The organism is Chitinophaga sp. (genome assembly GCF_035761305.1).
GTDB lineage: Bacteria > Bacteroidota > Bacteroidia > Chitinophagales > Chitinophagaceae > Chitinophaga.
Genome location: NZ_DASTRI010000120.1, coordinates 37,156 through 61,549, shown reverse-complemented (window position 1 = coordinate 61,549; position 24,394 = coordinate 37,156). Strand labels below are relative to the sequence as shown.

General features: G+C 49.2%; 21 protein-coding genes. 3 read left to right on the top strand and 18 right to left on the bottom strand.

What is annotated here, in order from left to right; all coding sequences use genetic code 11:
* The 8 genes from VFS25_RS10505 to VFS25_RS10470 all read right to left on the bottom strand — a co-directional run.
* A partial coding sequence (locus VFS25_RS10505) for a hypothetical protein (RefSeq protein ID WP_326462092.1) occupies positions 1-249 on the bottom strand: 249 nt, incomplete at its 3' end.
* A 3-nt stretch (positions 250-252) separates the two neighbouring features.
* Positions 253-1,611 (bottom strand): insulinase family protein, encoded by a 1,359-nt coding sequence (locus VFS25_RS10500; protein ID WP_326462091.1) that lies wholly within the window; start codon positions 1,609-1,611, stop codon positions 253-255.
* A 5-nt stretch (positions 1,612-1,616) separates the two neighbouring features.
* Positions 1,617-2,330: a TlpA disulfide reductase family protein gene (locus tag VFS25_RS10495; protein WP_326462090.1), complete on the bottom strand. Its 714-nt coding sequence runs from the start codon at positions 2,328-2,330 to the stop codon at positions 1,617-1,619.
* 45 nt (positions 2,331-2,375) lie between these two features.
* On the bottom strand, positions 2,376-3,722 hold the full coding sequence (locus tag VFS25_RS10490; protein WP_326462089.1) for a RagB/SusD family nutrient uptake outer membrane protein: 1,347 nt from the start codon (positions 3,720-3,722) through the stop codon (positions 2,376-2,378).
* Positions 3,723-3,732: 10 nt separating this feature from the next.
* Positions 3,733-6,984: a SusC/RagA family TonB-linked outer membrane protein gene (locus tag VFS25_RS10485; protein ID WP_326462088.1), complete on the bottom strand. Its 3,252-nt coding sequence runs from the start codon at positions 6,982-6,984 to the stop codon at positions 3,733-3,735.
* Between the two features lie 290 nt (positions 6,985-7,274).
* Entirely contained in the window at positions 7,275-8,453 is a 1,179-nt protein-coding gene (locus VFS25_RS10480) for a FecR family protein (protein ID WP_326462087.1), read from the bottom strand.
* A 59-nt stretch (positions 8,454-8,512) separates the two neighbouring features.
* Positions 8,513-9,094, bottom strand: a complete 582-nt coding sequence (locus VFS25_RS10475) for an RNA polymerase sigma factor (protein ID WP_326462086.1) — start codon at positions 9,092-9,094, stop codon at positions 8,513-8,515.
* Positions 9,095-9,312: 218 nt separating this feature from the next.
* Positions 9,313-11,403, bottom strand: coding sequence for a glycoside hydrolase family 76 protein (locus VFS25_RS10470; RefSeq protein WP_326462085.1), 2,091 nt, complete (start codon positions 11,401-11,403; stop codon positions 9,313-9,315).
* 608 nt (positions 11,404-12,011) lie between these two features.
* On the opposite strand from VFS25_RS10470, the gene rpsF reads away from it, so the two are divergent.
* From rpsF to rplI, 3 genes are read left to right on the top strand one after another with little or no spacing between them, the layout of a single operon-like run.
* Positions 12,012-12,365, top strand: coding sequence for a 30S ribosomal protein S6 (rpsF, locus tag VFS25_RS10465; protein WP_326462084.1), 354 nt, complete (start codon positions 12,012-12,014; stop codon positions 12,363-12,365).
* 4 nt (positions 12,366-12,369) lie between these two features.
* Entirely contained in the window at positions 12,370-12,636 is a 267-nt protein-coding gene (gene rpsR, locus VFS25_RS10460) for a 30S ribosomal protein S18 (protein WP_089906128.1), read from the top strand.
* Between the two features lie 9 nt (positions 12,637-12,645).
* A complete protein-coding gene (gene rplI, locus VFS25_RS10455; RefSeq protein WP_326462083.1) occupies positions 12,646-13,092 on the top strand; it encodes a 50S ribosomal protein L9 in 447 nt (148 codons plus the stop codon).
* Positions 13,093-13,378: 286 nt separating this feature from the next.
* Here rplI and VFS25_RS10450 read toward each other — a convergent pair whose 3' ends face one another.
* The 10 genes from VFS25_RS10450 to nuoI form a co-directional block, all read right to left on the bottom strand.
* Positions 13,379-14,452, bottom strand: a complete 1,074-nt coding sequence (locus tag VFS25_RS10450; RefSeq protein WP_326462082.1) for a dipeptidase — start codon at positions 14,450-14,452, stop codon at positions 13,379-13,381.
* A gap of 49 nt (positions 14,453-14,501) precedes the next feature.
* Entirely contained in the window at positions 14,502-15,605 is a 1,104-nt protein-coding gene (locus tag VFS25_RS10445; RefSeq protein WP_326462081.1) for a D-TA family PLP-dependent enzyme, read from the bottom strand.
* A gap of 208 nt (positions 15,606-15,813) precedes the next feature.
* Entirely contained in the window at positions 15,814-16,275 is a 462-nt protein-coding gene (locus VFS25_RS10440) for a RidA family protein (RefSeq protein ID WP_326462080.1), read from the bottom strand.
* A 115-nt stretch (positions 16,276-16,390) separates the two neighbouring features.
* Entirely contained in the window at positions 16,391-17,668 is a 1,278-nt protein-coding gene (locus tag VFS25_RS10435) for an ABC transporter permease (protein WP_326462079.1), read from the bottom strand.
* 237 nt (positions 17,669-17,905) lie between these two features.
* A complete protein-coding gene (locus VFS25_RS10430) occupies positions 17,906-19,279 on the bottom strand; it encodes an NADH-quinone oxidoreductase subunit N (RefSeq protein ID WP_326462078.1) in 1,374 nt (457 codons plus the stop codon).
* A gap of 153 nt (positions 19,280-19,432) precedes the next feature.
* Positions 19,433-20,869 (bottom strand): NADH-quinone oxidoreductase subunit M, encoded by a 1,437-nt coding sequence (locus VFS25_RS10425; protein WP_326462077.1) that lies wholly within the window; start codon positions 20,867-20,869, stop codon positions 19,433-19,435.
* Between the two features lie 27 nt (positions 20,870-20,896).
* Positions 20,897-22,804: an NADH-quinone oxidoreductase subunit L gene (gene nuoL, locus VFS25_RS10420; protein ID WP_326462076.1), complete on the bottom strand. Its 1,908-nt coding sequence runs from the start codon at positions 22,802-22,804 to the stop codon at positions 20,897-20,899.
* A 92-nt stretch (positions 22,805-22,896) separates the two neighbouring features.
* A complete protein-coding gene (nuoK, locus tag VFS25_RS10415; RefSeq protein WP_326462075.1) occupies positions 22,897-23,214 on the bottom strand; it encodes an NADH-quinone oxidoreductase subunit NuoK in 318 nt (105 codons plus the stop codon).
* Positions 23,215-23,344: 130 nt separating this feature from the next.
* Complete coding sequence (locus tag VFS25_RS10410; RefSeq protein ID WP_326462074.1) at positions 23,345-23,839, bottom strand: NADH-quinone oxidoreductase subunit J; 495 nt, start codon at positions 23,837-23,839, stop codon at positions 23,345-23,347.
* A 42-nt stretch (positions 23,840-23,881) separates the two neighbouring features.
* Positions 23,882-24,391, bottom strand: coding sequence for an NADH-quinone oxidoreductase subunit NuoI (nuoI, locus tag VFS25_RS10405; RefSeq protein ID WP_326462073.1), 510 nt, complete (start codon positions 24,389-24,391; stop codon positions 23,882-23,884).
* Positions 24,392-24,394 lie beyond the last annotated feature (3 nt).

The window sequence follows — 24,394 nt, the reverse complement described above, 5'->3', positions numbered from 1 at the left end:
ATCGCTGGTTTCAAACTCCCCTATCAACAGGTCTTGTTTTCCATCGCCGTCCCAATCCCACAGGGCCGGCGCAGCCAGGCCATGCCGCAACGCCATTACCGGCTTTGTGCTGCCTTTTACCAGGAAAGGCATTTGCAGCTTAGGCGCACCGGGAATATCTGCAAAAATGAGGTCCGGAAATTTTTCCTGTGCGTACAAACCGTATGTTGCGCTCAATAATATTCCTGCTAAAACAAACTTCTTTATCATGTATCAAAGATTTTTAGTGCCGGGCATGGCGGTTACCTGTATATAATTTTTGCTGCTCCATACCTGGCGGGCCATTTGCAGCACGGTTTCCGGAGTAGCCATACGATAGTTGTAAGGATAGCCGGCTATTACATCCGGCGGTTCCTGCACGTAACATTGCGCCAGCAGGTAATCGGTCCAGAAAGCATTGTTGGTAAAATTCCTTTTCAGGTCCTGCCTGGCACGGTCTGTATAGTCTTTTATCTCTACCATGGCAATGCTGTCCTGCATGCTTTTCATTACGGATTGAAACACCTGCTGCATTTGTGCTGCCTGTGCTGCGGCACAGGTATAGCTTAACTGCCAGCTATACTGCTGCAGAGGAGTCTTGTAAAAATTCAGTGCATAGGACAACGCCTGCAGGGTTAAGCCTGCTATTCTTCTTTCATGCACCAGGCGCTTGTAAAATATCCTGGCGGCTATTTTTAGCTGCAGGTTGGCGCTATCGCTGAAAACATAATTATTCCTAAACGCTACGGTGGTGGTAATTAAAGTATCTGCACCGGCCTTCACTGTTTTCAATATTCCGGTAGCAGGTATCTCCAGCGGCTTTACGGCCGGCTTTTTACCTGTTCCGGCAGCCGGCAGCGTGCCCAGGTATTTTGCAATCAATGGTGTAAGGCGGCTGTTGTTCATGCCATTGGCATTCAGATCGCCGGTTATTACAAAGGTGAAACCGCTGGCATTGCCAAAGCATTGCTGAAAGGCATGACAGGCTTTTTCCAGGGTAATACTACGTATAACCGCCGGTGTTATATCTCCCGCATGCGTACCCAGCAGGTTATTGAGTGTAAGCGCATACAATCCTGTTTGCGGTTTGCTTTTCAATTGCTGCATATACTGCTGGTACACTGCCGTATTTTTTTGCGGAGCAGTGCAGTACAGGCACACCAGCTGCAGCAGCGTTTCCAGGTCTTCTTTTTTACAGGCAGCCTTAATAAGGGTGCGGTTATCTTCAATAGCAAACTGCAGGTTCATCTGCTGCGCGTGTAACAGCGCAGCCAATGTATCACTACTGTATTTACCGGCACCGCTTTGGCCTATAATAGCGCCTGCGTGAATGGCCGCATAGTAATCCGCGGCAGGCATCCCCATTGCGCCGCCATTACAAAAGCCGCGCAGCTGTATATAAGGCACATTTTCATCCGGCCGTACTACCAGGCTTACGCCGTTTGGCAAATTAAATTTCCAGGTGCGTATCTCTGCATACTTGAAAGCTTTGTCTATACTGATCTCCACAGCAGGCCTTTCCATTAGCAGCCGCTGCGCAGTTGCTGTACAGGTTAACAGCAACAGCCAGCAGCCTGTTATCCATTTTTTCATTTACTTTATTTAAGCAGTTTTTCCAATTCCTTTTCCACGTTCTCGCCCCGCAGGTTACGGGCTATGATTTTACCCGACGGATCTATCAGCCAGTTCTTGGGCACGTAGCTTACATTGTACATGGTTACAACAGGATCTTTGTAGCCTTTCAGCGCAGATATTTGAACCCAGGGCGTATCGTCATTTTCCACGGCGGAAACCCACAATGCTTCTTTTTCATCCAGTGAATAGCCCAGTATTTCAAAATTCTTATCCTTAAAGCGGGCATAGGCTTTTTTAAGGAAGGGAAATTCCCTGCGGCAGGGTATGCACCAGGAGGCCCAGAAGTCTACCAGCACATATTTGCCGCGCAGGCTGCTAAGGCTTACCGGCTGCCTGTTTGTATTATTTGCAGTAAAATCAGGCGCAGTAGCGCCAATAACCAGCTGCTGCTCATTTTGCAGCCGCCGGCCTACTTCTTTCCCAAGTGTTGATTGTTTTACTTTATCCGACAGCCGGCTGTAAATAGCGATGTACTGCTCTACATCGTCAGCAGACGGCAATGCTGTGCCGGAAAGCCAGGAAGCCAGTACCTGTACGCCCTGCATAGCATCGGGATTGGCTTTTACCATTTCCAGCACCTGTGGTTTAGGTGCAGCCAGCATTTTAGAGAACAGGCTATCCTGCGCGCACAGGCACAGGGGGCATATGAGCCATAGCCCCAGCATCATTTTTTTCATATGTGTTTTTTTATTTTTTCAGCAATGAAGGCATGGTTTTATAGCTTAATACCCCTTGTTCTGCTCCAGGTTCGGGTTAGCCAGCAACAGCGTAGTGGCATAAGGCAGCACCGTATCACGCGGCTGCCAGGTGGGCTTTTGCGGCTGCAGCCAGTATGTGGCGCGGCCGGTACGGTTCAGGTCAAACCAGCGGTTGCCGTTTTCCGTCATCAGCTCAATCCTTCTTTCCTGCTCAATTTTAAGCAGCGCTTCCTGCATGCCGGCGGCAGTTACATTTGCCAGTCCCGCACGTGCACGTACGGCATTTACATCTTCCATGGCGCCGCTGATATTGTTCAGGTGTGCGCGTGCTTCTGCACGTACCAGGTATTGCTCTGCCAAACGGAACTGCACCAGGTATTCAATATTGGTATTGTTGGATGAATTGCTTTGCTTGTATTTATAAGCGTAAAAAAGCCCGGCGCTGTTCCCTTCTCCTTCGCGTGTCCATGCAACTTTACGTTGATCGCCCGCCTCAAAGGCATTGAGCAAACCAGGGCGCAAAATATATGTAACCCGGGTAGGGTCAGAAGGCACATAAGTGGCGCCCTGCGTGTTATAACTGTATTGCGACCATAGCTGCCAGATGGTTTCAGGGCTGTCTTTTACAAAAACCGTATTCAGGTCATCAGCCATTGAATATGCAGGATTAGTGATCTGGCGGGTAGCCTCTGCTTCTGCATTCTGCCACTGCTGCGTGTACAGGTACACTTTTGCCAGCAGGGCGCTAACCGTAGCTTTATTGGCACGGGCGCGGTCCTCGGAAGGATAACCGGTACCTATCAGCTCATAGGCATCTTTCAGATCATTGATAATGGCGGCATACAGCTGCTCACGCGGCGTATTGCCTATATAGGCAGACACGCTTACGAGGGTAGTGGTAACCAGTGGCGGGTTACCATACAGGTTGGCAAGCACAAAATGACAGTAGGCACGCAAAAATCTGCTCTCTCCTTTAATCTGCTGCGCTGTGGCTGCACTAATGGTATGATGTGTTTCCAAACCTTCCAGCAGGCTGTTTGCCAAAAAAATGGCCCTGTAATAGTTATCGAAGAAATGGAAGTTGGTGTTTTCCGAATAGGTATTTTCCTGCGCTTCCTGGTAAGCGCCGCTGGCATTAGGATTATAAACGTCATCTCCAAACAGGTCTGTATTTAAAGCCATATCGCCGGCCGTGTTTAATATTGACTGGTAAGCTCCCAGCAGTGCAGATACGGCTGTGGCGTCGTTGGTAAATACCTGGTCCGGTACAATACTGTTGGTAGGTATGGGTGTGTCTACAAATTTTTCACAGCCGCTGGCTGATATTAATATAGCCGCTGCCGTTATACTTACTATATATGCTAATTTCATGTTGCTCATTTTACAGTGTACAATTAATACCAAAAGTGAAAGTGCGCAGCGGCGGCATATTAAGGTTGCCGGATTCAGGATCGTACCGGTATTTATTGCTGTCGGCCACCCAAAGGTTTTGCGCGTGCATGTACACCTGTGTTTGGCGCAGGTGCGCTTTTTGCAGCCAGGCCTTTGGCAGGTCGTAAGAAATGCTGAGGTTGCGCAGCCGCACAATGTTATAGTTGGTCCAGAAAATATCGGATTGTGAATAGAACCTTGCATTATAGGTAGCGGCGGATGTAGTGAACTTAGGCCTGCTTGTAAAGGCTTCGTCACCCGGTTTTTGCCAGCGGTCCAGCACCTGTGTTAAAGGGTTCACGCCTATTGCGCCTACACGGGATGCGCTGATGGAATTGTCAAAATTGCTGATATGCGTGTACTCTATAAAAAAGCTCAGGCTAATGCCTTTATAGCTGAACTCATTTGACATGCCGCCAAACAGAGGATTATTGCTGCCTATGATATAGCGGTCGTCGGAAGAAACCGCGCCGTTCTTGTTCATGTCGTCCAGTACAGGTACGCCCTTGTTGCTAAGCCCCAGGAAGCGGTAAGCCTGCCTAACGGTTAAAGGCTGCCCTACAAAGTACTGGCTGGAGTAGGAGGTTTGCTCAATGTTCGGGAAATCGAGCAGCTTGTTGCGGCTGATAGAAAAATTAAACAGCGTACGCCAGGTAAAGTTCTTAGTGGCAATATTGCTGCTGGTAGCCTGAAACTCCCAGCCTGTATTTTGCAGCAGCGCCGGGAAGTTGGCCGGGTAGCTGCCGTAGCCGGACTGCGGGGAAATAACGTAGTTAATGAGCTGGTTATTGGTACGGTTGCGGAACCAGGCTACACTGAACAAAAAGCGATCATCCTTAAAACCTGTTTCCAGCGCGGCTTCCAGCTTACGGTTCTCTTCCCAGCGATAATCGGGGTTGGCCAGGTTGGTAGGGAACAATGTATTAGACTGGTACGGCTGCCCGCTGGCGTAAGTGGTAATGTAGCCGTAATCATTGATCTGGTCATTCCCGTTAATGCCATAGCTGGCGCGCAGCTTACCAAAGCTCATAAAAGGCAGCGCTTTCTTCACAGCGCCATTCTGTGTGAATATCCAGCCAACGCCGGCAGCTCCAAAGTTGCCAAAACGTTTGCCGGGTCCAAACCGCGAAGAACCATCACGGCGGAAGCTCAGGTTTGCCAGGTACTCCTGGTTCCAGTTATAGCTGATGCGGCTGAAGAAAGAGTTGTATGCATAGCTGGAGCTGTAGTTATAAGTATAAATGCTGGCAGCAGAGCTGATGTTATCCAGCAGCGCATCATTGGTAAAACCTGTACCGTTGGCGCCTAATGAGCTGGTAGTGGTTTTTTGCCAGGTGCCGCCTACCAGTACCTTCAGGGTATGCTTGCGGGCATAAATAGTATAGTCTGCCTGTGGCTCCGCAATCCATGTTTTCACATTGCTGTTGCGGATATTCAGCCGCGCATCTGCATTATTAGCCTGCGAAGCAGAAGGGAATTTCAGCGTCTGGTCCAAAATAGCATTGTCCAAACCGGCTGTTAATTTCAGGTTCAGGTGCTTAACGGGCGAATAGCGTATTGCGATATTACCGTTGTAGGTGTTAGTGGTGTTATCTGCCGGCTGCATCAGGTAAGCCAGCGGATAGCCGGAAGGCCCGTTAAAATTGGGAGTACCATCTTCATTATACATAGGGTAGCTGGGCGGCAGCGAAACGAAAGACATCAGGTTACCTGAAATAAGCCCCAGGTACGTGTTGGTAGCGGCAACAGATGCATTTACGCCCAGCTTACCGCCCATGGCATGATGATCAATATTTAAACGTATTGATTTACGGTCGGCGCCAAGGTTGCCGGGAAATACAGTACCATCTTTATGATAGCCGCCATTTATAAGGAAGGTGGTATTGGCATTACCGCCGGAAATGGAGGCATTTATATCATGCGTAACAGCAGTACCACCAATAAATTCCTCCTGCCAGTCTTTAGTGTGCAGGGTGTCCCAGGTAAACAGGTCCGGCGCGCTGCCGGCAGTAGGCGTATGGCCATCGTTGGCAAAGGCTTCGCGGCGCATAGCGTTGTACTGGTGCACATCCATAAAAGGCAATCGGCGGGCAACGGTACCTACGCCGGTGTATGCATTTACAGAAAAACTGGTTTTGCCGGCTTTCCCTTTTTTGGTGGTGATCAACACTACGCCATTGGCGCCGCGTGATCCGTAAATGGCGGTAGCTTCCGCGTCTTTCAGCACATCAATGCTTTCAATATCTGCGGGGTTAATGTTCAGCAATGTGCTGATATTCTGCACAGGGCCTCCCAGGTTAGCCTCATACTCCCGTAGTGGAATACCATTCAGGATGTATAAAGGAGAAGTGCCCGCACTTATAGAATTGATACCGCGTATAGTTACCTGCGGCACGGCACCGGGCAGGGAACCATTGCTCATATTGATCTGCATACCGGGCACCCTGCCCTGTAAGGCCAGCAGCACGTTGTTGACCGGTTGCCTGGCAATTTCTTCTGCGCGGATGGTGGTAACATCACCCAGGCCCATACGGCGCGTGGTTTGCCCGTAAGCAATTACCTGCACCTCATCCAGCGGCGATACTGATTTTCCCAGCTGCACTATCAGCTGCCCGTTGGTAGTAGTAATAAACGAGCCATGCATTGGCAGGCCGGTTGGATGTATTTTGCCATTGCTTACCCGCAATGTCATAGGAGCATAGCCTACCGCTGATATTTCAAATACAAAAGGATCTTCCACATCGTTTATAGAAAAATAGCCTTCGTCATCGGCCAGTATTACCTTACCAATTCGCTTAATGGAAATAGTGGCACGTGGAATAACTTCGTTATTATCGCTCATTACACGCCCCGATATGCTGATACGGGCAGCGCTGGCTGTATCAACGGCACCGGCAGCAGGTGGCGCCGGCTTCAGGGAAAGCACGATGGTCTTTCCTTCTATTATATAGCTCAGCGGCTGGTCTTTCATTACTACATCCAGGAAAGCTACCAGCGGCATGTTCTGCACATCCAGGCTTACCGGCCGGGCATCATCCAGGTCGCCGCGGTTTGAGAATACTACATACCCTGTTTGCTGCTCAATGGTGGTAAACACCTGTTTTAAGCTCAGGTGCCTGCCGGAAAGCGTTACCGACTGCGATAAGCCGGTGGCATGCACGCCCATGAATGCAACAGTTAATAAAACGAAAGTCAATTTCATGACTAACAGGATTTTGGCTATTGCCCGGTTCCCCTCCTGCCTGCTCTTGTACATAGGTATAGCAAGCCCGGGCCAATTAGCAGTTTTTTGCATAATTTGCATTGGTTTGGTTGATAATAAATGAATGTTTAAGCAACTGTCATTTGGATGAACCAAACTACCGCCGGGAGTGGGTCGAAGCACTCCCGGTTTCGTTTTATGGTTGGTCAATCCTCTGGCTGATCTATTCGCAGGCCTGCGCCCGCATCTGTTTTATTCCCCCTTGTTTTAATGTATGTTCAATGGCGGCTTTATGGCATAACAACCAGCTTGCGGCCCTGTTCAATACGGAAATGTACCCGGGTAGCCTCCAGCACTTTTAATAACCCGGAAAGCGGTATATCCCTGCTTACCTTACCATAAAAATATTTGTCGGGCACGCCTTTTTCATATACAACCTCAATATCATACCAGCGTTCCAGCTGGCGCATTACTTCCTGCAGACTGGCATCATTGAAATTAAAGATGCCGTTCTTCCAGGCCATTACCTTATCTATATCGGCCTGCTGTACACGAATAGGTGCGCCGGGCTGTAACCGGCCCTGCTGGCCGGGCTGCAGCACAACCGGTGTAACAGCGTTATTACCCTGCAGGCGTATGCCGCCCTGCAGCAGCGTGGCCTTTAAAGCATCTTCATCATCGTAGGCATTTATGTTAAAGCCTGTGCCCAGCACCACTATTTCAGCGCGCCCGGGTATATTTACCTTAAAAGGCTGTGCGGCATTTTTAGCTACTTCAAAGTAAGCTTCGCCGGTTAGCTCCACTACCCGCTCTTTACCTGTAAATGCAGTGGGATATTTCAGGGAGCTGGCTGCGTTGAGCCACACCTTAGACCCATCCGGCAACACCAGGCTAAACTGCCTGCCTTTGGGTGTAGCCATTGTATTATACACCCAGCTGTTTTTGCCGGATGGGGTGTAAGACAATTGCCCGTTTTGCATAACTACCTGTGCACCCTGCTGTAATGCGATTATACCGTTACCCGCGCTATCCAGCACCAGCCGGCTGCCGTTAGCCAGCGTTAATACAGCGCCGTTTTTACCGGGTGCAATATCAACAGGGAGGGTATGCGCCTGCTGCTGCGGCAATTGCCGGTGCGGCCAAAAGTAAACAGCGCCTGCCGCCAGCAACAGCAGCACTGCCGCCGCCCAACCCCAGCGGCGCATAAAGTGTATGCGGTGCGCCACTTTTACGGGGCCGGCATTAATGCGTGTGAGTATTTCCTGCAGGTTTTGCTGCTGCCGGCGGTTACGTTGCGCATAGCGGGCCAGCATGGGCATGAGCTCATTACCGGTGGTAAGCTGCCGGTACTTTTCCCGGTTGGCGGCGGATGCCTGCAGGTACTGATCAAGCAATGCCTGCTCCTCCTGCGTAAGCGCAGCAGCTATTGATTTTAAAATGATCCTGGCCAGCTCCTGGTCCTGTTCCATAAACCCGCTTTGTATATACTACAACTCCCGCATGCGTTTCAACCACAAGCCGGAAAAAATTATTTTAAAAATATTAAAAGCCACAGCAGGGATCGTGCTTTCAGCTGTTTGCGGATGAAGGCAATGGCGCGGCTGCGCTGGTTTCTGACGGTTTGTACGCTCAGCTGTAAAAGGTTGGCCACCTCCTGGTAGTCCAGCTGATCCTTATATAGCAGGTTAAATATTTTTTTGCATTCCCCGGGCAGGTCTTCTGCTATCTGGAAAATAAGCTCCAGGGCGGCTGTTTCCAGCTGCTCATTCTCAAAGTTGGCGATGTTCAGGTCTATCATCTCGCCATACTGCCGCAGGTGTTTGGCGTAGCGGCCCTCCCGCTTCAATACGTTCAGGCTCTCGTTTTTTACAGCTTCAAACAGGTAAGCTCTCAGGTGTGTGTAAGTGCTAAAGGAAGGATGTGCTTTCCATATTTTTACAAAAACATCAATCACTATTTCCTCCGCTGCCTGCCGGCTCAATACCAGCTTTTCCGCAAAATAGCATAGCTGCCCGTATAAACGGGCATGCAGCTGTGCAAGCGCTTTTTCCTCCTTATTAAGAAACCCCGCCAGTATCTCCGTATCGCTGTATGAAACCGGATTATCCAATTGGTAGATTTTCAAACATTTTTCATGACATCCCGGATCAAAATACGGGAACCAGGCATCCTAAAATAACATCAATCCAGCAGGATAACAAAATGTAAGCTCATAAATACCAGCTGAAATGAAAGTTAAGCGCAGCAGATACTATGCTGCGCTTAACTTTTACATGCAGCATTTGAAATTTGCATTTTGTTGCCTAAACCCGGAAAGCCCTCTTATAATTAATGCTTCAGCAGCTTACGGGTAAAGGTGCGGCCGCCGGTGCGTACCTGCAGAATGTACATGCCTTCGGGCAAGCCGGAAAGGCTGGCCTGCTGCCCGTTACCGATGTACTGCGCCTTTACCTGTACGCCGTTCAGGTTATACAGCCGCACCTGCAAACGGGCGGCTGTGCCGGCGCCTGCCACCTGAATACGTACATGATCGCTGAAGGGGTTGGGGCTGACAGTGAGCTGCAGCGCGGCGTCCTTTACCTCCGTTGCAGCAGCTATGGGCGCAGCTTTACGGGCGGCAGCGGGCGGCGTGTAAAAACGGTCGGCCGGTACCACTTCCCTGGCTTGTGAGGGGCTTGACCACTCCAGCTTGCAGCCGGCGCCACCGTAATTTTCAAAATACTCCAGCTTTATATCGTACAGTTGATCTGCATTAAGCGTAACAGTGGCGGTGTACTCCACATTCCAGTTATCGATCCACTGGTCAATTACCAGCTGGTTGTTGATCCACAGGCGGCGGCCGTTATCGCTGTTCAGGTAAAAGGTATAGGTTTCCGAATAGCGTGGCTTAATACGGCCTGTCCACCGCACGGAAAAGCTATCGGCCCGGATAGTGTAATCCGGAGCGCCATTACCCCAGTTAAAATTGATGTTCTCGTCATTGCGCGTCAGCTTGTAGGTATTAAAATTCATCCCCTGGTAATATTCTCCCTTCAGGCCATCGCCGCCGGTGCGGTTTATACGGATGGAAGATGTACGGTCGTTCCAGGTGCTGCCCACCCACGGCGTGTTAGCGGTAAAAGTGGCGCTGGCGCCCGCGTAATTATCATCCTCATACAGGGTAACAGAATAGCCGTCCGGCATGGTAAAGGAGGTAATATCATCATTCAGCGCTCCCCTGGCTATAATATCGTTATATGTATAGCTGCCGGGAGTAAATCCTGCGGAGTAGCCAGCGTAGTTCAGGTCTTTGTAAAAGAAGGCCTGATCCAGCGTGGCAGCAGCTTCCAGCATCATCACACCGCTTAGCTGCGTAGCGTAATCAGTAGTGGCGCCGGGTTGTGTGGTCCAGTTGGGGCTCACCAGGCCGTTGGAGGGATTAATACCCTGCCCGTTCAGGGCCTGTGCGCTGCTCTTCAGCGCATTAATATAACGCTGCCGTGTGGCTGCAGGCAGATTGCCTTCCCTGGCCAGCAGCGTAAAGTAGCGGATAAAAATGCCTTTGAACAGGCCTCCGTCGCCGCCGCCGGTTTCATTGGTGTAAAACACGCCGTTGTACAGGCGGTTGGTCATGGCATATTCCGCGGTTTTTACCGCATCATTCATGTAGGTGCTGTTGCCGGTAACCTGGTACAGCTCCAGCGCAGCGCCTATCCAGGTGCCTACGTTATAGGAAAATACCCAGCCGGGATTGGTGTTCACGGTATTAGTACCGGCATCATAGCTGTCGTACACCTCCCCGGTAGTTGGGTTTACGAGCACGCTTTTCATCCAGCTGTAAATGTTTTGTGCAGCGGTAAGCACGGCTGCATTGCCGTTCTGCTGGTACAGGCGGGCGGCAAATATTACGGCAGGCGCATTGGCGCAAGCATTAAAGGAGTTAGGCGTATTCTTGTTCCATTGAATGGCCCCGTTCCTTTCTGCATGCATACCGGTTTGAATGTCGGTCCACAGGATATTGGCGGCATTCATAAAAGCCGTGTCGCCGGTATGCTGGTAGGCGCGCAGGGAGGAAATGGCCAGCCATTCCATGTCGTCATAAAAAGTATTGATGTAGGTATTGCCATTGGTGGCTTTAATACCGTACAGCAGGTTTTTCATCCTGGTTTTGTAGGTGTTGCTGCGGGTGCGCAGGTAACCATCGGTAAGGGCATCGATGCCATTAGCGTTCCACCAGTAGTTAAAACCGGTGTTGCCGCCGTTGTTCTGGATGTAATACTTTCCGTTGGAGGAAATAAAAAGATTGTGCATGCTGTTTTGCAGCATTTCTGCCGGGCCGTTAAAAACGGACGATTGTGCGCTGGCCAGCGGGGCATAGCCGCACAGGAAAATAAGCAGCAGGGCACACAGGGCCGTGCGGTTGGGTAATAACATTGTCATGCTTCAGTGGAATTTTAGGGTGAGCGATGAGGTTCATGGATTATGAGGGTTTTCCGGGCTTTCCCTGCAAAGATAGTGAGGGAAGACATAGGTTGCACGGTTAGGCTACCCGGGGCCAGCTGGTAGTGAGGAGGCATTTAAAAACACTGCTGCAATGGTATTTCCGCCGGCCGGCAGCGGTATAAATGCATCATCCGCCCGTACAGCCGCTTGCAGCCGCTAATTTATGTACCGGGGGCAACTGAAAGCGTTTAAAAGCGCCGCGGCAATAGGTGAACAATGCCGCAACGGTTGCGTAAAATGCCCATAAGCCGGCTCCCCCTGATATAAAATAATTGCCGGTAGCCATTTTATTTTGGCGGGAACAGGTTTAAAACACTTATTAATTACTGTATAAACTTATAACTATCAAATCATTATAATTATCAAAAATTCCTGAATCGAAATTTACCGCCCATAAAAGGCATTTCCGGCGCCGGACTGCCCGGAATCCCCGGAAAGTGGCGCTAATTCGGGCTTGGGAATTGAAAATAGTATTGTATCTTTGCCGTCCCAATTTTATTGGGTATTTAAAGTAAATTTTTAAACAACTTTCAAAAAACAGGGAAATGAACAATTACGAATTGATGGTGATCTTTACCCCTGTGCTTTCTGAGGACGACTACAAAGCCGCCCAGAAGAAATTCGCTGATTTCGTTAAAGAAAACGGCGGAGAAATAGTGCACGAAAATCCCTGGGGATTAAGATCACTGGCGTACCCAATCCAGAAAAAGACCACGGGCATGTACCTGGTACTGGAGTACAAGGCGCCATCCGACCTCAATGAGAAGCTGAAGATTCAGCTGAACCGCGACGAAAATGTATTACGCCACATGATCACAGCGCTGGACAAGTATGCCGTTGAATACAATGGCAGAAAAAGACATGGCGTGAGTGCTGATTCTAAAACCGTAGAAGCTTAAAGTTATGGCAGTAAAACAAGAAATTAAGTACTTAACCGCCGTTAAGACCGAGAAGCGCCAGAAGAAATACTGCCGTTTCAAGAAAATGGGCATCAAGTATGTGGATTACAAAGACGCGGAATTCCTGAAAAAGTTCCTCAATGACCAGGGTAAAATGCTGCCCCGCCGTATTACAGGTAACTCTCTGAAATTTCAGCGTAAAGTAGCCCAGGCTATTAAGAAAGCTCGTCAAATGGCTTTATTGCCTTATGTTACTGACCTTTTAAAGTAAGAAAAAGTTATGCAAATTATCTTAATACAAGACGTTGATAACCTGGGCCAGAAAAATGAGCTGGTAACCGTGAAAAACGGCTATGCCAGGAACTTCCTGATCCCGCAGCGGTTTGCAGTAGAGGCCAGCCCTTCCAACATGAAGCAATTACAGGAACGCCTGAAAGTGCAGAAAGTGAAAGAAGAAAAGCTGCTGTCTGAAATTGCAAAAGTGGTTGAAGTGCTGAAAGCAGCGCCTGTTAAAATTGGCGCTAAAACAGGTACTTCCGGCAAAATATTCGGTAGCGTAACCGGTGTGCAGATTGCACGCGCTATTAAAGAGCAGAAAGGTTATGAAATTGACCGTCGCCGCATCCACATCCTGGACGATGTAAAAGAACTGGGCACTTACAAGGCAAAGATCGATTTTGGCAAAGGCAATGAAGCTGAGCTGGAATTTGAAGTAGTAGCGGAGTAGTCCTGCGGTTCCATATTTTTTAAAAGAGGGTGTATCAAAATCTGATACGCCCTTTTTTTATGCAGGCGCCTGACGGAGCAGGGTTTCAATTACGCGGCGCTTGGCCCGCCGTCGAAACGCTTTTTATACTTCCCCTGTTTTTATTTTATACAGGCTGTTTGTGCCGACATTCCTCTGCTGTTAGGCCAAAAGCAATGGCCATAACCCGTGCTTTTATTTGCTGAGATGCTACAAATAACATGCGCCAGGATATGGCCATTTATGTGTCACTTATTTCACAGGGGCTTTACTTCCACGCATTGCGTAAAAAGCGCAGCCAGTTGCCGTGCATTACATTTTCAATATCTGCTGCAGCATAGCCGCGTTTTTCCAGCAGCGCAGGCACGGTTTGCAGGTCGGCAATGGTTTCCAGGTCATAGGGGCACTGCTCTTTACCAAAGGCGCCATCCAGGTCGGAGCCAATGCCCACGTGCAGCGCATTGCCGGCCAGCTGGCAAATATGGTCCAGGTGGTCAATCATAACTTCCAGTGAGCAGTTCATGGCCTTAGGGTCTGATACCCCTCTTTGCCAGCCCGGCACCATCATCCAGGCATCCAATGCACCACCAATTACTGCATTACGTGCAATCAGCTCTTTTATCTGCTCATCGCTGAACTGGCGGTTGTGATTCACCAGTGCGCGGCAGTTATTATGGCTGGCCCATACAGGACCGTTAAAATGGTCCAGCGCATCCCAGAAGCTGTCGTCGCACAAGTGGGTAGCATCCAGGATGATATTCAGGCGCTCCATTTCTTTCAGCAGCTCATGCCCCATGGGCGTCATTTTACCGGTAGCATCCGTACCCTGGGCATAGCGCCCGGGGCCATAATGTGCAGGGCCAAGCGCACGTAACCCGTATTCGTATGCCCATTGGAGGTAGTAGGTGTCTACAATAGAGTCGGCGCCTTCCAGGCTCAGGATATAGCCTACCGGCTTTTGCGCATTGGGTTGTTTGCTGTTGTTCCAGAGCGCCAGGTGCCTCTCCAGTGAAGACAGGTCTGTAATGGCTACCATTTCCCCGGCTTCTTCCATAGCCTGGTACCAGGCCAGCTGCCCCTGTGTTTGGGCCCAGGCCTGCTCGGGCGAAAACCAGCCCGGCAACGGATTATCCGGCGCTACAAAACGGGCAATCTGTGTGGCTACCACCAGGCCTATATTTCCTTTGCGCAGCTCGGGCAGGGCAACCACGCCTTTACCACGGTCCGGCTTATCTGTTAAGCCCTGTTCTCTTGCCCTTATTTCGTTTACAGGTAACCGCAGGTTGCGGTTCCATTCCATGGCATTCATGCTCAGGTCCAGGTGTGCATCTATTACAAACACGAGTTGATGTTTTAGTATGGGCTAACTGTTTTAAGCGAGCCGCATATTATTAAGCTAATATAGTTCTGTTTCTTGCTATTACCGGCCATTGACCATTGGCGGCATTATGTACAACAGTGTATGCTTTATCGTACAGGGCCACAGTGGGGCATATATGATAAGGAACGCCGTATAATGCAGTGCCTACCGGGTATGCGGCAGCATCGGGCACCTTTACAACCAGGTGCTCTTCGCTTTGCGATACCGGTACAGCTTCCGGCGCATTCAGGAAGTGTATGCGGTTGGTTAGTATGTTTTCCGCGGCTACGGCCTTATGTCCCACATCCAGGCAAAGCAGCCCTTCTGCAGGATGGGATATTACACGTGTAAGCACCAGCGCAGCAAGGTTGTAGGTTTGATCCGGCAGGTGCTGCCGGTAACCCCAATCCCAAAACACAAAGGTGCCCGGGCTGCATTCTATTCCGCTGCGCTGCGCATGTATGGGAAAAGTAGGTGTGCCGCCGGCCACAATTACAGGCGCCGGCAAACCTTTATCTATAATGGCCTGCGCCAGCGCCGCTACCGGCTCATAGGCCAGGTTGCAGCGTTGGGTACGTATTTCAATGGCCTCATCGTGCAGGTGCCCGTCATATGCATGCAGGCCCACCGGTGTAACGCCTTCCATTGATGCCAGCTGTATATATAGCTCCAGCGCCTCACTACCGGGTGCGATACCGGTACGCTGCTGTCCTACATTCAGATCCAGGTACACAGGTATGCTCAGCTTTTGCGCCTTGAAATAGCCGGCAATAGCGGTTGCCGCATCCAGGTTATCTACCAGGCAGGAGAAAGACGTTTGCGGGTACTTTTGCACCAGCGCTGCCAGTCGAGCTATTTTAGGGCCTACAGGCTGGTAAGCCAGCAGCGCATCCGCTGCCTTTACCATCCCCAGCATTTCGGCTTCTGCTATGGTGGCGCACTTGAATTTGTGAATACCGGCATCCTGCATCAGCTGCACCACTTCCGCTATCTTAACCGTTTTTACGTGTGGGCGTAGCCGTTGTACATCACCTACCCTGCTTTTTACCAGCGCAATATTCTCCTTTATCCGCTCCGGGTAAACCAGCAGGGCCGGGGAGTCGATCTGGGGCTCATTTTGAAGTGTGTACCACATTGGAATTAAGAATTAAGAATGAATAATTAATAGATTGTGTTTTGCTGATTAAATACATTATGCCTAAAAAGAACGAATAAATAGCACGCTTCCTTCATTATTAATTATTCATTGTTCATTATTAATTAACCTGCATTGCTGATTGAACAAACGAATAAATAGCACACCTTTCTTATTATTAATTATTCATTGTTCATTATTAATTAGCTCAGTGGAGCTCAAACAGCGCCTCTATTTCCACGGGAATATTATCCGGCAGGGAGCCCATGCCTACAGCGCTGCGTACGCCAATACCATTCTCCTCTCCCCATACTTTGGCAAACAGCTCGCTGCAGCCATTGATCACATATGGGTGACGCGCAAAATCCGGCGTACCATTTACCATACCCAGTACTTTGATCACACGTTTAATTTTATCCAGGCTCCCCAGGTTAGCTACCAGTGTTGAAAGAATGGTTAAGCCTACCTGCCGGGCCGCCATTTTGCCCTGCTCAATATCCAGCTGGTCGCCAATGCGGCCAATAATCAGGCTTTTATCATCCTGTACGGGCCCGTGGCCAGACACGTACACATATTTTCCATCCATCAGTAACGGCTTGTAAACTCCCAATGGTGTTGGCGCTGGTGGCAGGGTTAAACCCAGCGCTTTAAAGTTTTCTGTTGCACCCACAGTAAAATAGTTTTAAGGTTTTACCAATGCGATAAAGCTATGAATAAAAAAAATTTTCAGCCCGGTTAATTTTCATGTACCGGGCTGATAGTTATGAGGATAATAAATCTAATATTTACTCGTAGCGTAACGCTACAATGGGATCCAGGCGTGAAGCCTTAATGGCCGGATAGATACCGGAAATTAACCCTACCGTTGCGCAGAGGGTAATGCCCAACGTAATCCACAACCAAGGTACTACAAAACTGGTTTTTAATAACAGCGACATTACATTGCCGATGATCATACCCAGGAAAACACCCAGCAAACCACCCGCCACACTAATAATAATGGCTTCGTAGATAAACTGTTTGCGGATGGTGGGCGCTGTAGCTCCCAGGGCCTTGTTCACGCCTATTTCACGGGTGCGTTCCGCTACAGATACCAGCATAATGTTCATTAGCCCGATGGCTGAACCAAAAAGGGTTATAAACCCTATTACCGCCGCTGCAAGGGTTACCGTGCTTAAGCTGCTGAACAGCATTTCCGCCAGGCTGTCGCTTTTGCTGATGTAAAAATTGTCGCTTTCATTCAGCTCCAGGTGCCGTATAATGCGGAACAGGCCAGTGGCCTCCCCTACTGCGGCATCCATCTGCTGCACGCTAAGCACCTGCACTCCAATCTGGTAAGAAGCGTTGGGCCGGTCAAACACGCGGCGGGTATTGTTTACTGTAGTTAGCACAATATTATCCGCGCTCATAATATTGCTGCTGCCTTTAGAGCCTAACACACCAATTACACGGTAGCGCACATCACCTACACGTATGGTATTATTTACCACATTTTTCAGGTTGCGGCCAAACAGCTTTACAGCCACATCATGCCCCAGTATGGCTACGTTGCGGCCGGAAGACACATCCAGGTCATTAAAATTACGGCCCTGCTCCAGCGTATAGTTGGAGAACGATACATAATTTTCATCACCGCCTATTACCTGCACATTGGGATTGGTTTTCTTATCATCCTTATACACCGTGGCAATGCCGGTGGCATTAAAGGAAATACTTACCATGGAAGGAAAGGTGAACCGTTGTTTAAAATCCATGGCCTCCTCATAGGAGATGCGTTTATTACGGTTAGAGGCTTTTATTTTTTTCTTCTGCTTGTTATTGCCTTTGGTGGCATTATCTCCCCCACCCATGCGGATCATCATTTCCCGGTTGCGGATAGAAAAGCTGTTGGCGCCCATGCTGGCAAAGCTGCTGTACAAGCTGCCCTTAATACTGTCAATAGCAGTAAGAATGCCTACCAGGGCCATAATACCAAAAGCAATAATAGCTACTGTAAGACCGGTTCGCAGGCGGTTGGCAGTAACGGAGCGGTACGCCAGGGAAAAAATGTCACGAAATTGCATAGTAAAGGGTTCCACACTAAAGTTAATGTAAAAAGGCGAAGGGTCAAAGTTAGCCAGGGGGAAACGTGAAGAACGGCGAAACCACCCGCGCGAAAGGTGTAAACAGCGCCGCGAAACAGCCACGGCATGATAAATATATGCTGCGGCTGAAAGCAGCGAACAATTCCATGGCCTGTGGCAAAAAAAAACGGGATGATGCTGTGCTCACCCCGCCTTTTCTTTTTTATATTCAATTACTTATGCCCACTGCAGCAATATGCCGGGATATACGCCCAGCACAATTACAATAATAACAGCAATAACCAGCGCCGTTTTAAAGGCGGGCGTATAAGGCAGTACCTCCGGCTCCCCGGCTTTGAAATACATAGCCATAATAACACGGAAATAATAGTATACGCTGATAGCAGCACAGATCACAGCCAGTATTACCAGCCAAAGCAGCTGCCCCTGCTGCACTACAGCAGCCAGCACAAAATACTTGGCGAAAAAGCCCGCCGTTAAGGGAATACCTGCCAGCGAGAACAGGAATATAGTAGCTGACAGCGCCAGCAGCGGCTGTTTGCGGGCCAGGCCGTTAAATCCTTCAAAAGTATAATCCTTTACCTTCATTAACACGGCAAACATGCCAATGGTAGCTACGCTGTAAGCAGCTGCGTATAAAATAATGCCCTGGGCGGCAGACTCATTCAGCGCAATTACAGCCAGCAGCATAAACCCCGCCTGCGCAATACTGGAATAGGCCAGCATACGCTTTACACTTTGCTGGAACACTGCAGTAAGGTTACCCAATATGAGGGTAGCCGCAGCAATAATGGCCAGCACCAATAGCCAGTGTGTGCTGATAGCGCCGCCGGTAAAGCTTACATGGAACAGGCGCAGGAAGGCAATAAAGCCACCTGCCTTTACCACTGTAGCCATAAAGGAAGTAAATACGGTAGGCGAACCATCATACACATCGGGCGTCCAGAAATGGAACGGCGCGGCAGACACTTTAAAAGCCAACGCAAATATCAGCAGCATAATACCGCCAATGATCAAAGGATGCAGCTCGCCGGTGCCTATTGCCAGGTCTTTAATATTGAACGTACCGGATGCGCCGTAAATGAGCGCAATGCCCATGAGCAGAATGCCGGTAGAAAAAGAGCCCATTAAAAAATACTTCAGGGAAGCTTCATTGCTTTTCAGGTTTCTTTTATCAGCGCCGGCCAGTATGTATTGCGGAATGGAAATGATCTCTATAGCCAGGAACAACATCAGCAGGCTGCTGAAACTGGTGGCCAGCATAATGCCTGACAGTATAAAGAATATTAACGCAAAATAATCTGCCACATGCTCCCCCACCTTTTCAAATTCACTGCCCGAGAGCAAAAAGTACAGCAATGTAGCGCCCAGCACCACTGCATTGAACAGGATGCTGAACCTGCTTATTTCCAGCATGCCATACAGGCTATGGGGGCCGCCCTGTAAGGTAGCTACCTCCAGCACGTTAGCCACAAAGGACACCATCACCAGGACGATAGCAAAATATTTAATAAGCTGCTTATTGCTAACGAATAAACCAACAAACATCAGTACAACACCCGATAAAGCAGTAGAAATTAATGCGTTCATATTGCGGTACAAAAAATTTTAAATGTAAAATGTAAAACCTGAAATATAAAAGTCCGCAGGCAGCATATCTGTTATAGCAGTAACACTCCCGGTAAACTTATCCATCAACTTTTACATCTTACATTTTGCATTTAGCATTTTACATTTTAGATTCTAAAATACTTTATTCACAATCTCCGTTGTGCTGCCTACCAGGTCCAGCATGGGTTTGGGATATACGCCCAATACCAGTATCACAATAACAACCAGGCTCAGGGCCAGCAGCTCTGAATTCTGCAGGTCGGTAGTAGTGGCGGTTAAGGCATTGCCTTCGCCGAATATTACCTTTTGCAGCATATTCAGCGTATAAACCGCTGCGAGTATAATACCCAGGCCAGCTACAGCCATTAACCATATATTGTACTGGAACAACCCGCTGAACATCAGGAACTCGCCCACAAAACCATTGGTAAGCGGCAAGGCAATGTTGGCCAGTGCTATAATTACCAGGAAGATGGACATACGCGGCGCATATTGTGCAATACCGCCCAGCTGATCCATGTTTTTCACCTGCAGCCTTGACTGGATAATTTCTACCACAATCCACAACCCGATAATGTTGATGCCGTGGTTGAACATCTGAATTTGTATGCCCTGCAGGCTTTGTTCGTTATTGGCAAATATGGCGGCGCACATTAATCCAATGTGCGCTATGGAAGAATAAGCGATCAGGCGTTTAAAATCCTGCTGCACAATGGCAATGCAGGAAGCGTAAATGATGCCTGTTACAGCCAGCACCATTACCACATCGGCCCACATAAAAGCACCCTGGGGCAGTACCGGCAGCAGCCAGCGGATAACGCCGAACAAGCCCATTTTCACCATTACCCCGGAAAGGATCATGGTTACCGGCGTTGGGGATTGCTCATAGGTATCGGGCTGCCAGGTATGAAAAGGGAAGATGGGCATTTTTATGGCAAAAGCCACAAACAGCAGCCAGAATAACCAGGACTGCTCCTGCACCGGCAGGTTCAGGTTAGTAAAGGTGGTATAGCTGAAAGACCGGTCGGGTGATTGCAGGTACAGGTAAATAATACCCACCAGCATCAGCAGCGACCCGGTAAAAGTGTAAACAAAGAATTTAAACGTAACGGGTACACGCTTTTCACCGCCCCACATAGAGCACAGGAAATACACCGGTATTAAGGCCAGCTCCCAGAAAACGTAGAACAGCAGTGCATCATAAGCGGTAAACACGCCTACCAGCCCGGCCTGCGTTAACAGCATTAAGCCGTAAAAGCTGCCCGGGTTTTCATAATTGCGGTTGTAGATAGTGATAAAAACGAGCAGGAACGCAATAGCAGTGAGCAAACAAAGCATTACTCCCATACCATCCAGGCCTACATTAAACTGCGCGCCCAGCTGCGGGATCCAGCTGGCGGTTACATGCAGGGTTTCCGGGGCTGCCCGGAACTGGAACAATGCGCCTGCCACTACAGCTAAAGACGCCAGGGACGATATGAGGCCCAGCACCTTCGGTCCTGACCCCTTCAGGCCAAACGCAAGCAGGCCTGTTACCAAAGGGATCAATATTAGTAAAACTGTCAACATAATTTTTTTCGTTCGCTTGTCTATCTATTATAACAACAATCCTATCACAAATAATACGATGATGCCAATTACCATGGCAAAAACATAAAAGCCTACCTGGCCGTTTTGCAGGCGGCGTGCCTGCTGGCTGCCCCAGGTTACCCCGCGGCCCACGCCATTCACCAGGCGGTCAATACCGGCTTTTTCAAGCCCATCCCGGAAAAAGCGTGACAGCATGCCCAGCGGCTTTACGATCACGGCGTCATACAGCTCATCCACATACCACTTGTTCTCCAGCACTTTGGTAAGACCCGTAGCTTCGCGGCCGGTATTTTCATAGCGGATGTATTTGCTGCGCGCCAGGAAAATAAAGACGATCACCAGTATGGAGCTGATGCCCATTAACAGCCATTCCATGCTGTGCTCCAGGTGGTGCGCTTCTGCAAACGGGGCAGAAGGCGCAAATATAGGCGACAGGTACTCTGCCAGCCAGTGCTTTACGCCAAATACTTCCGGCAGGCCAACATAACCGCCTACTATAGACAGCACTGCCAGTATCACCAGTGGAATGGTAACAGCAGCGGGGCTCTCATGCAAATGATGCTCCTGCTCATGCGTTCCGCGGAAGCTGCCGCAGAAAGTAATGTAGTATAAACGGAACATGTAAAAAGCGGTCATTAACGCGCCGGCTAATGCCAGTATGTACATGATCTTATTATCTGCAAATGTGTGGGCCAGTATTTCATCTTTGGAGAAGAAACCGGAGAAGCCCGGTATACCTGATATGGCCAGGCAGCCTACCAGGAAGGTCCAGTTGGTGACCGGCATAAATTTCTTCAGGCCACCCATTTTACGAATATCCTGCTCGCCGCCCATAGCATGTATTACGGAACCGGAGCCCAGGAACAGCAGGGCTTTAAAGAAAGCGTGCGTCATTACATGAAACACGGCGGCGGTATAAGCGCCCACGCCCAATGCCAGGAACATATAACCCAGCTGGCTTACCGTGGAGTAGGCCAGCACCTTTTTAATATCATTCTGCGCCAGCGCAATGAAAGCTGCCAGCAAAGCAGTAGCCAGGCCTATAACCGCTACTACTGTTTGTATTTGCGGGGCCAGTGTATACAGCACATTGCTGCGGGCCACCATATAAATACCGGCAGTTACCATGGTAGCCGCGTGTATAAGGGCCGATACCGGCGTAGGACCGGCCATAGCGTCGGGCAGCCAGGTGTACAGCGGTATCTGGGCCGATTTACCCATGGCGCCTATGAACAGCAGCGTGGCAATAATAGCTATCTGCACGCTGTAATTGCTGTGTGCTCCCAGGCCGGCTGTTTTGCTGAACACCTCAGAGAAAGTAACGCTTTTGAACATTACCACCATTCCAAAAATACCCATCAGGAAACCCAGGTCGCCAATGCGGTTCATTACAAAAGCTTTTTTAGCAGCCTTGTTAAAGGAGGTATTTTTGAACCAGAAACCGATCAGCAGGTAAGAGCATAAGCCCACCCCTTCCCAGCCAATGAACATCAGCACATAGTTGGCGCCCAGCACCAGCAGCAGCATGGAAAATACAAACAGGTTCAGGTATGCGAAGTAACGGGCAAAGCCTTCGTTACTTTCATCATGCATATAGGAGGTGGAGTAAATATGTATCAGGGAGCCTACCCCGGTAATGATCAACAGGAACAGGGCGCTCAGCTGGTCTACCTGGAAGGCAAAGGGAATATGCAGGCTGCCTACGCTAATGAAGTCAAACAACGTTACTACCTGCGTGCTGAAACCAGGCTGCCGTACCTCCAGGAATATCATTACACTAACAGCAAAAGCAGCCAGTATAACACCGCTGCCTACAATACCTACCTGGGATTTGGATAAATATCGCCTTCCTAATCCATTAATCAGGAAACCTAATAATGGTAAAACTGGTACCAGCCAAACGAGATTGATCATTTATCAGTTACGAATTACGAATTACGAATTATGCTGAACGCCGAATGCTGTTTTTTTGCTTTATGCTTTCCGCATTTTGCGTTCCGCGTTCTTTAGTTTTTAAGTCTGTTTAAATTATTAATGTCCACCGAGTGGGTATTCCGGTACACCATCACAATAACAGCCAGGCCCACTGCTACTTCCGCTGCCGCCACCACCATAATAAAGAACACAAATATCTGGGCTGCCGCCGCATCTGCACGGCCGGCATCGGCCCACATTTTTGAAAAAGCCACCAGCAGCAGGTTCACGGCATTCAGCATCAGCTCTATACACATGAATATGATGATGGCGTTCCTGCGCATCAGCACGCCCATAACACCTATACAGAACAAGGCTATGCTAAGAAATATGTAGTATTGAACAGGCATATTTATTAATTACGATTAGTCAATTACGAATTACGGATGATGAGAGCGATTTGTACATTATACACAGCACATATACCTGTTGGCACGCTATTGCATTCATCTGCACATTTGCACATCTGCACATTTAATACTATTCCTTTTTGCCGATTACCACTGCGCCAACCATAGCGCTCAGGAACAGCACGCTGCTTACCTCAAACGGCACTACATACTGGTGAAACAGTGTTTTACCCAGGTTGGCAATCAAACCAATGTCTGTTGCACCGCTTTGCAGGGAAGGCATGCTGGCGTCGCGCAGGGCAGCTACCAGTATTACCAGCAGGGTACCGCCACTGATGGCGCCTGCGTATTTTAACCAGTTACGCTTTTGCGGCTCTATATCTGCATTCAGGTTCATTAACATTATCACGAACAGGAACAGCACCATAATGGCGCCGGCATATACAATAATATGCACTACTGCCAGGAACTGGGCGTTCAGCATCACATAATGACCGGCTATGGTAAAAAAGGTGAGGATCAGGCATAATACACTGGTAACCGGGTTTTTACTCAGTATCACCCCCATGGCAGAGGCCAGGGATATTGCGGAAAGTACCAGGAAAATGATTTGTTGCGTACTCATTTATTTGGTTGTATTGTTGGATGGTGGTGGCCACCCTGCCATTTAAACAGTTTTCTTTTCTTTAGGATGAGGGATCAGCAGATCTTCCTTTCCATATATAAATCCTTTACGGTCGTAGTTAGACGGTGCAAAGGTTTCTGTTAAATAAACAGCATCCTTGGGGCAGGCCTCCTCACAAAACCCGCAGAAAATGCAGCGCAGCATATTGATCTCATAGCTGGCAGCATATTTTTCCTCACGGTACAGGTGCTCTTCACCCGGCTTTCTTTCCGCAGCTTCCATGGTAATGGCTTCTGCAGGGCAGGCTACGGCACACAAGCCGCAGGCAGTACATCTTTCACGACCTTCCTCATCCCGGTTCAGGATATGCAAGCCGCGGAACACGGGGCTGAAAGGGCGTTTTTCCTCAGGGTAGTTCACCGTAGCTTTCTTTTTAAAGATGTGCTTAAAGGTGACGCCCATACCTTTTAAAATTGCCGGCAGGTATAGCTTTTCCACGAAGCTCAGCGGCCTGCGGTCTACCGGTTTTACTCTATCTGTTAATGCTTGCATAAT

What these genes read in the sequence shown, in the direction of transcription:
- VFS25_RS10425 (WP_326462077.1), bottom strand. Translation starts at nt 20,869, where the DNA reads ATGTTGACAGTTTTACTAATATTGATCCCTTTGGTAACAGGCCTGCTT.
- rpsF (WP_326462084.1), top strand. Translation starts at nt 12,012, where the DNA reads ATGAACAATTACGAATTGATGGTGATCTTTACCCCTGTGCTTTCTGAG.
- VFS25_RS10410 (WP_326462074.1), bottom strand. Translation starts at nt 23,839, where the DNA reads ATGAGTACGCAACAAATCATTTTCCTGGTACTTTCCGCAATATCCCTG.
- VFS25_RS10485 (WP_326462088.1), bottom strand. Translation starts at nt 6,984, where the DNA reads ATGAAATTGACTTTCGTTTTATTAACTGTTGCATTCATGGGCGTGCAT.
- nuoI (WP_326462073.1), bottom strand. Translation starts at nt 24,391, where the DNA reads ATGCAAGCATTAACAGATAGAGTAAAACCGGTAGACCGCAGGCCGCTG.
- rplI (WP_326462083.1), top strand. Translation starts at nt 12,646, where the DNA reads ATGCAAATTATCTTAATACAAGACGTTGATAACCTGGGCCAGAAAAAT.
- VFS25_RS10435 (WP_326462079.1), bottom strand. Translation starts at nt 17,668, where the DNA reads ATGCAATTTCGTGACATTTTTTCCCTGGCGTACCGCTCCGTTACTGCC.
- VFS25_RS10500 (WP_326462091.1), bottom strand. Translation starts at nt 1,611, where the DNA reads ATGAAAAAATGGATAACAGGCTGCTGGCTGTTGCTGTTAACCTGTACA.
- VFS25_RS10480 (WP_326462087.1), bottom strand. Translation starts at nt 8,453, where the DNA reads ATGGAACAGGACCAGGAGCTGGCCAGGATCATTTTAAAATCAATAGCT.
- rpsR (WP_089906128.1), top strand. Translation starts at nt 12,370, where the DNA reads ATGGCAGTAAAACAAGAAATTAAGTACTTAACCGCCGTTAAGACCGAG.
- VFS25_RS10445 (WP_326462081.1), bottom strand. Translation starts at nt 15,605, where the DNA reads ATGTGGTACACACTTCAAAATGAGCCCCAGATCGACTCCCCGGCCCTG.
- VFS25_RS10470 (WP_326462085.1), bottom strand. Translation starts at nt 11,403, where the DNA reads ATGACAATGTTATTACCCAACCGCACGGCCCTGTGTGCCCTGCTGCTT.
- VFS25_RS10430 (WP_326462078.1), bottom strand. Translation starts at nt 19,279, where the DNA reads ATGAACGCATTAATTTCTACTGCTTTATCGGGTGTTGTACTGATGTTT.
- VFS25_RS10495 (WP_326462090.1), bottom strand. Translation starts at nt 2,330, where the DNA reads ATGAAAAAAATGATGCTGGGGCTATGGCTCATATGCCCCCTGTGCCTG.
- nuoL (WP_326462076.1), bottom strand. Translation starts at nt 22,804, where the DNA reads ATGATCAATCTCGTTTGGCTGGTACCAGTTTTACCATTATTAGGTTTC.
- VFS25_RS10490 (WP_326462089.1), bottom strand. Translation starts at nt 3,722, where the DNA reads ATGAAATTAGCATATATAGTAAGTATAACGGCAGCGGCTATATTAATA.
- nuoK (WP_326462075.1), bottom strand. Translation starts at nt 23,214, where the DNA reads ATGCCTGTTCAATACTACATATTTCTTAGCATAGCCTTGTTCTGTATA.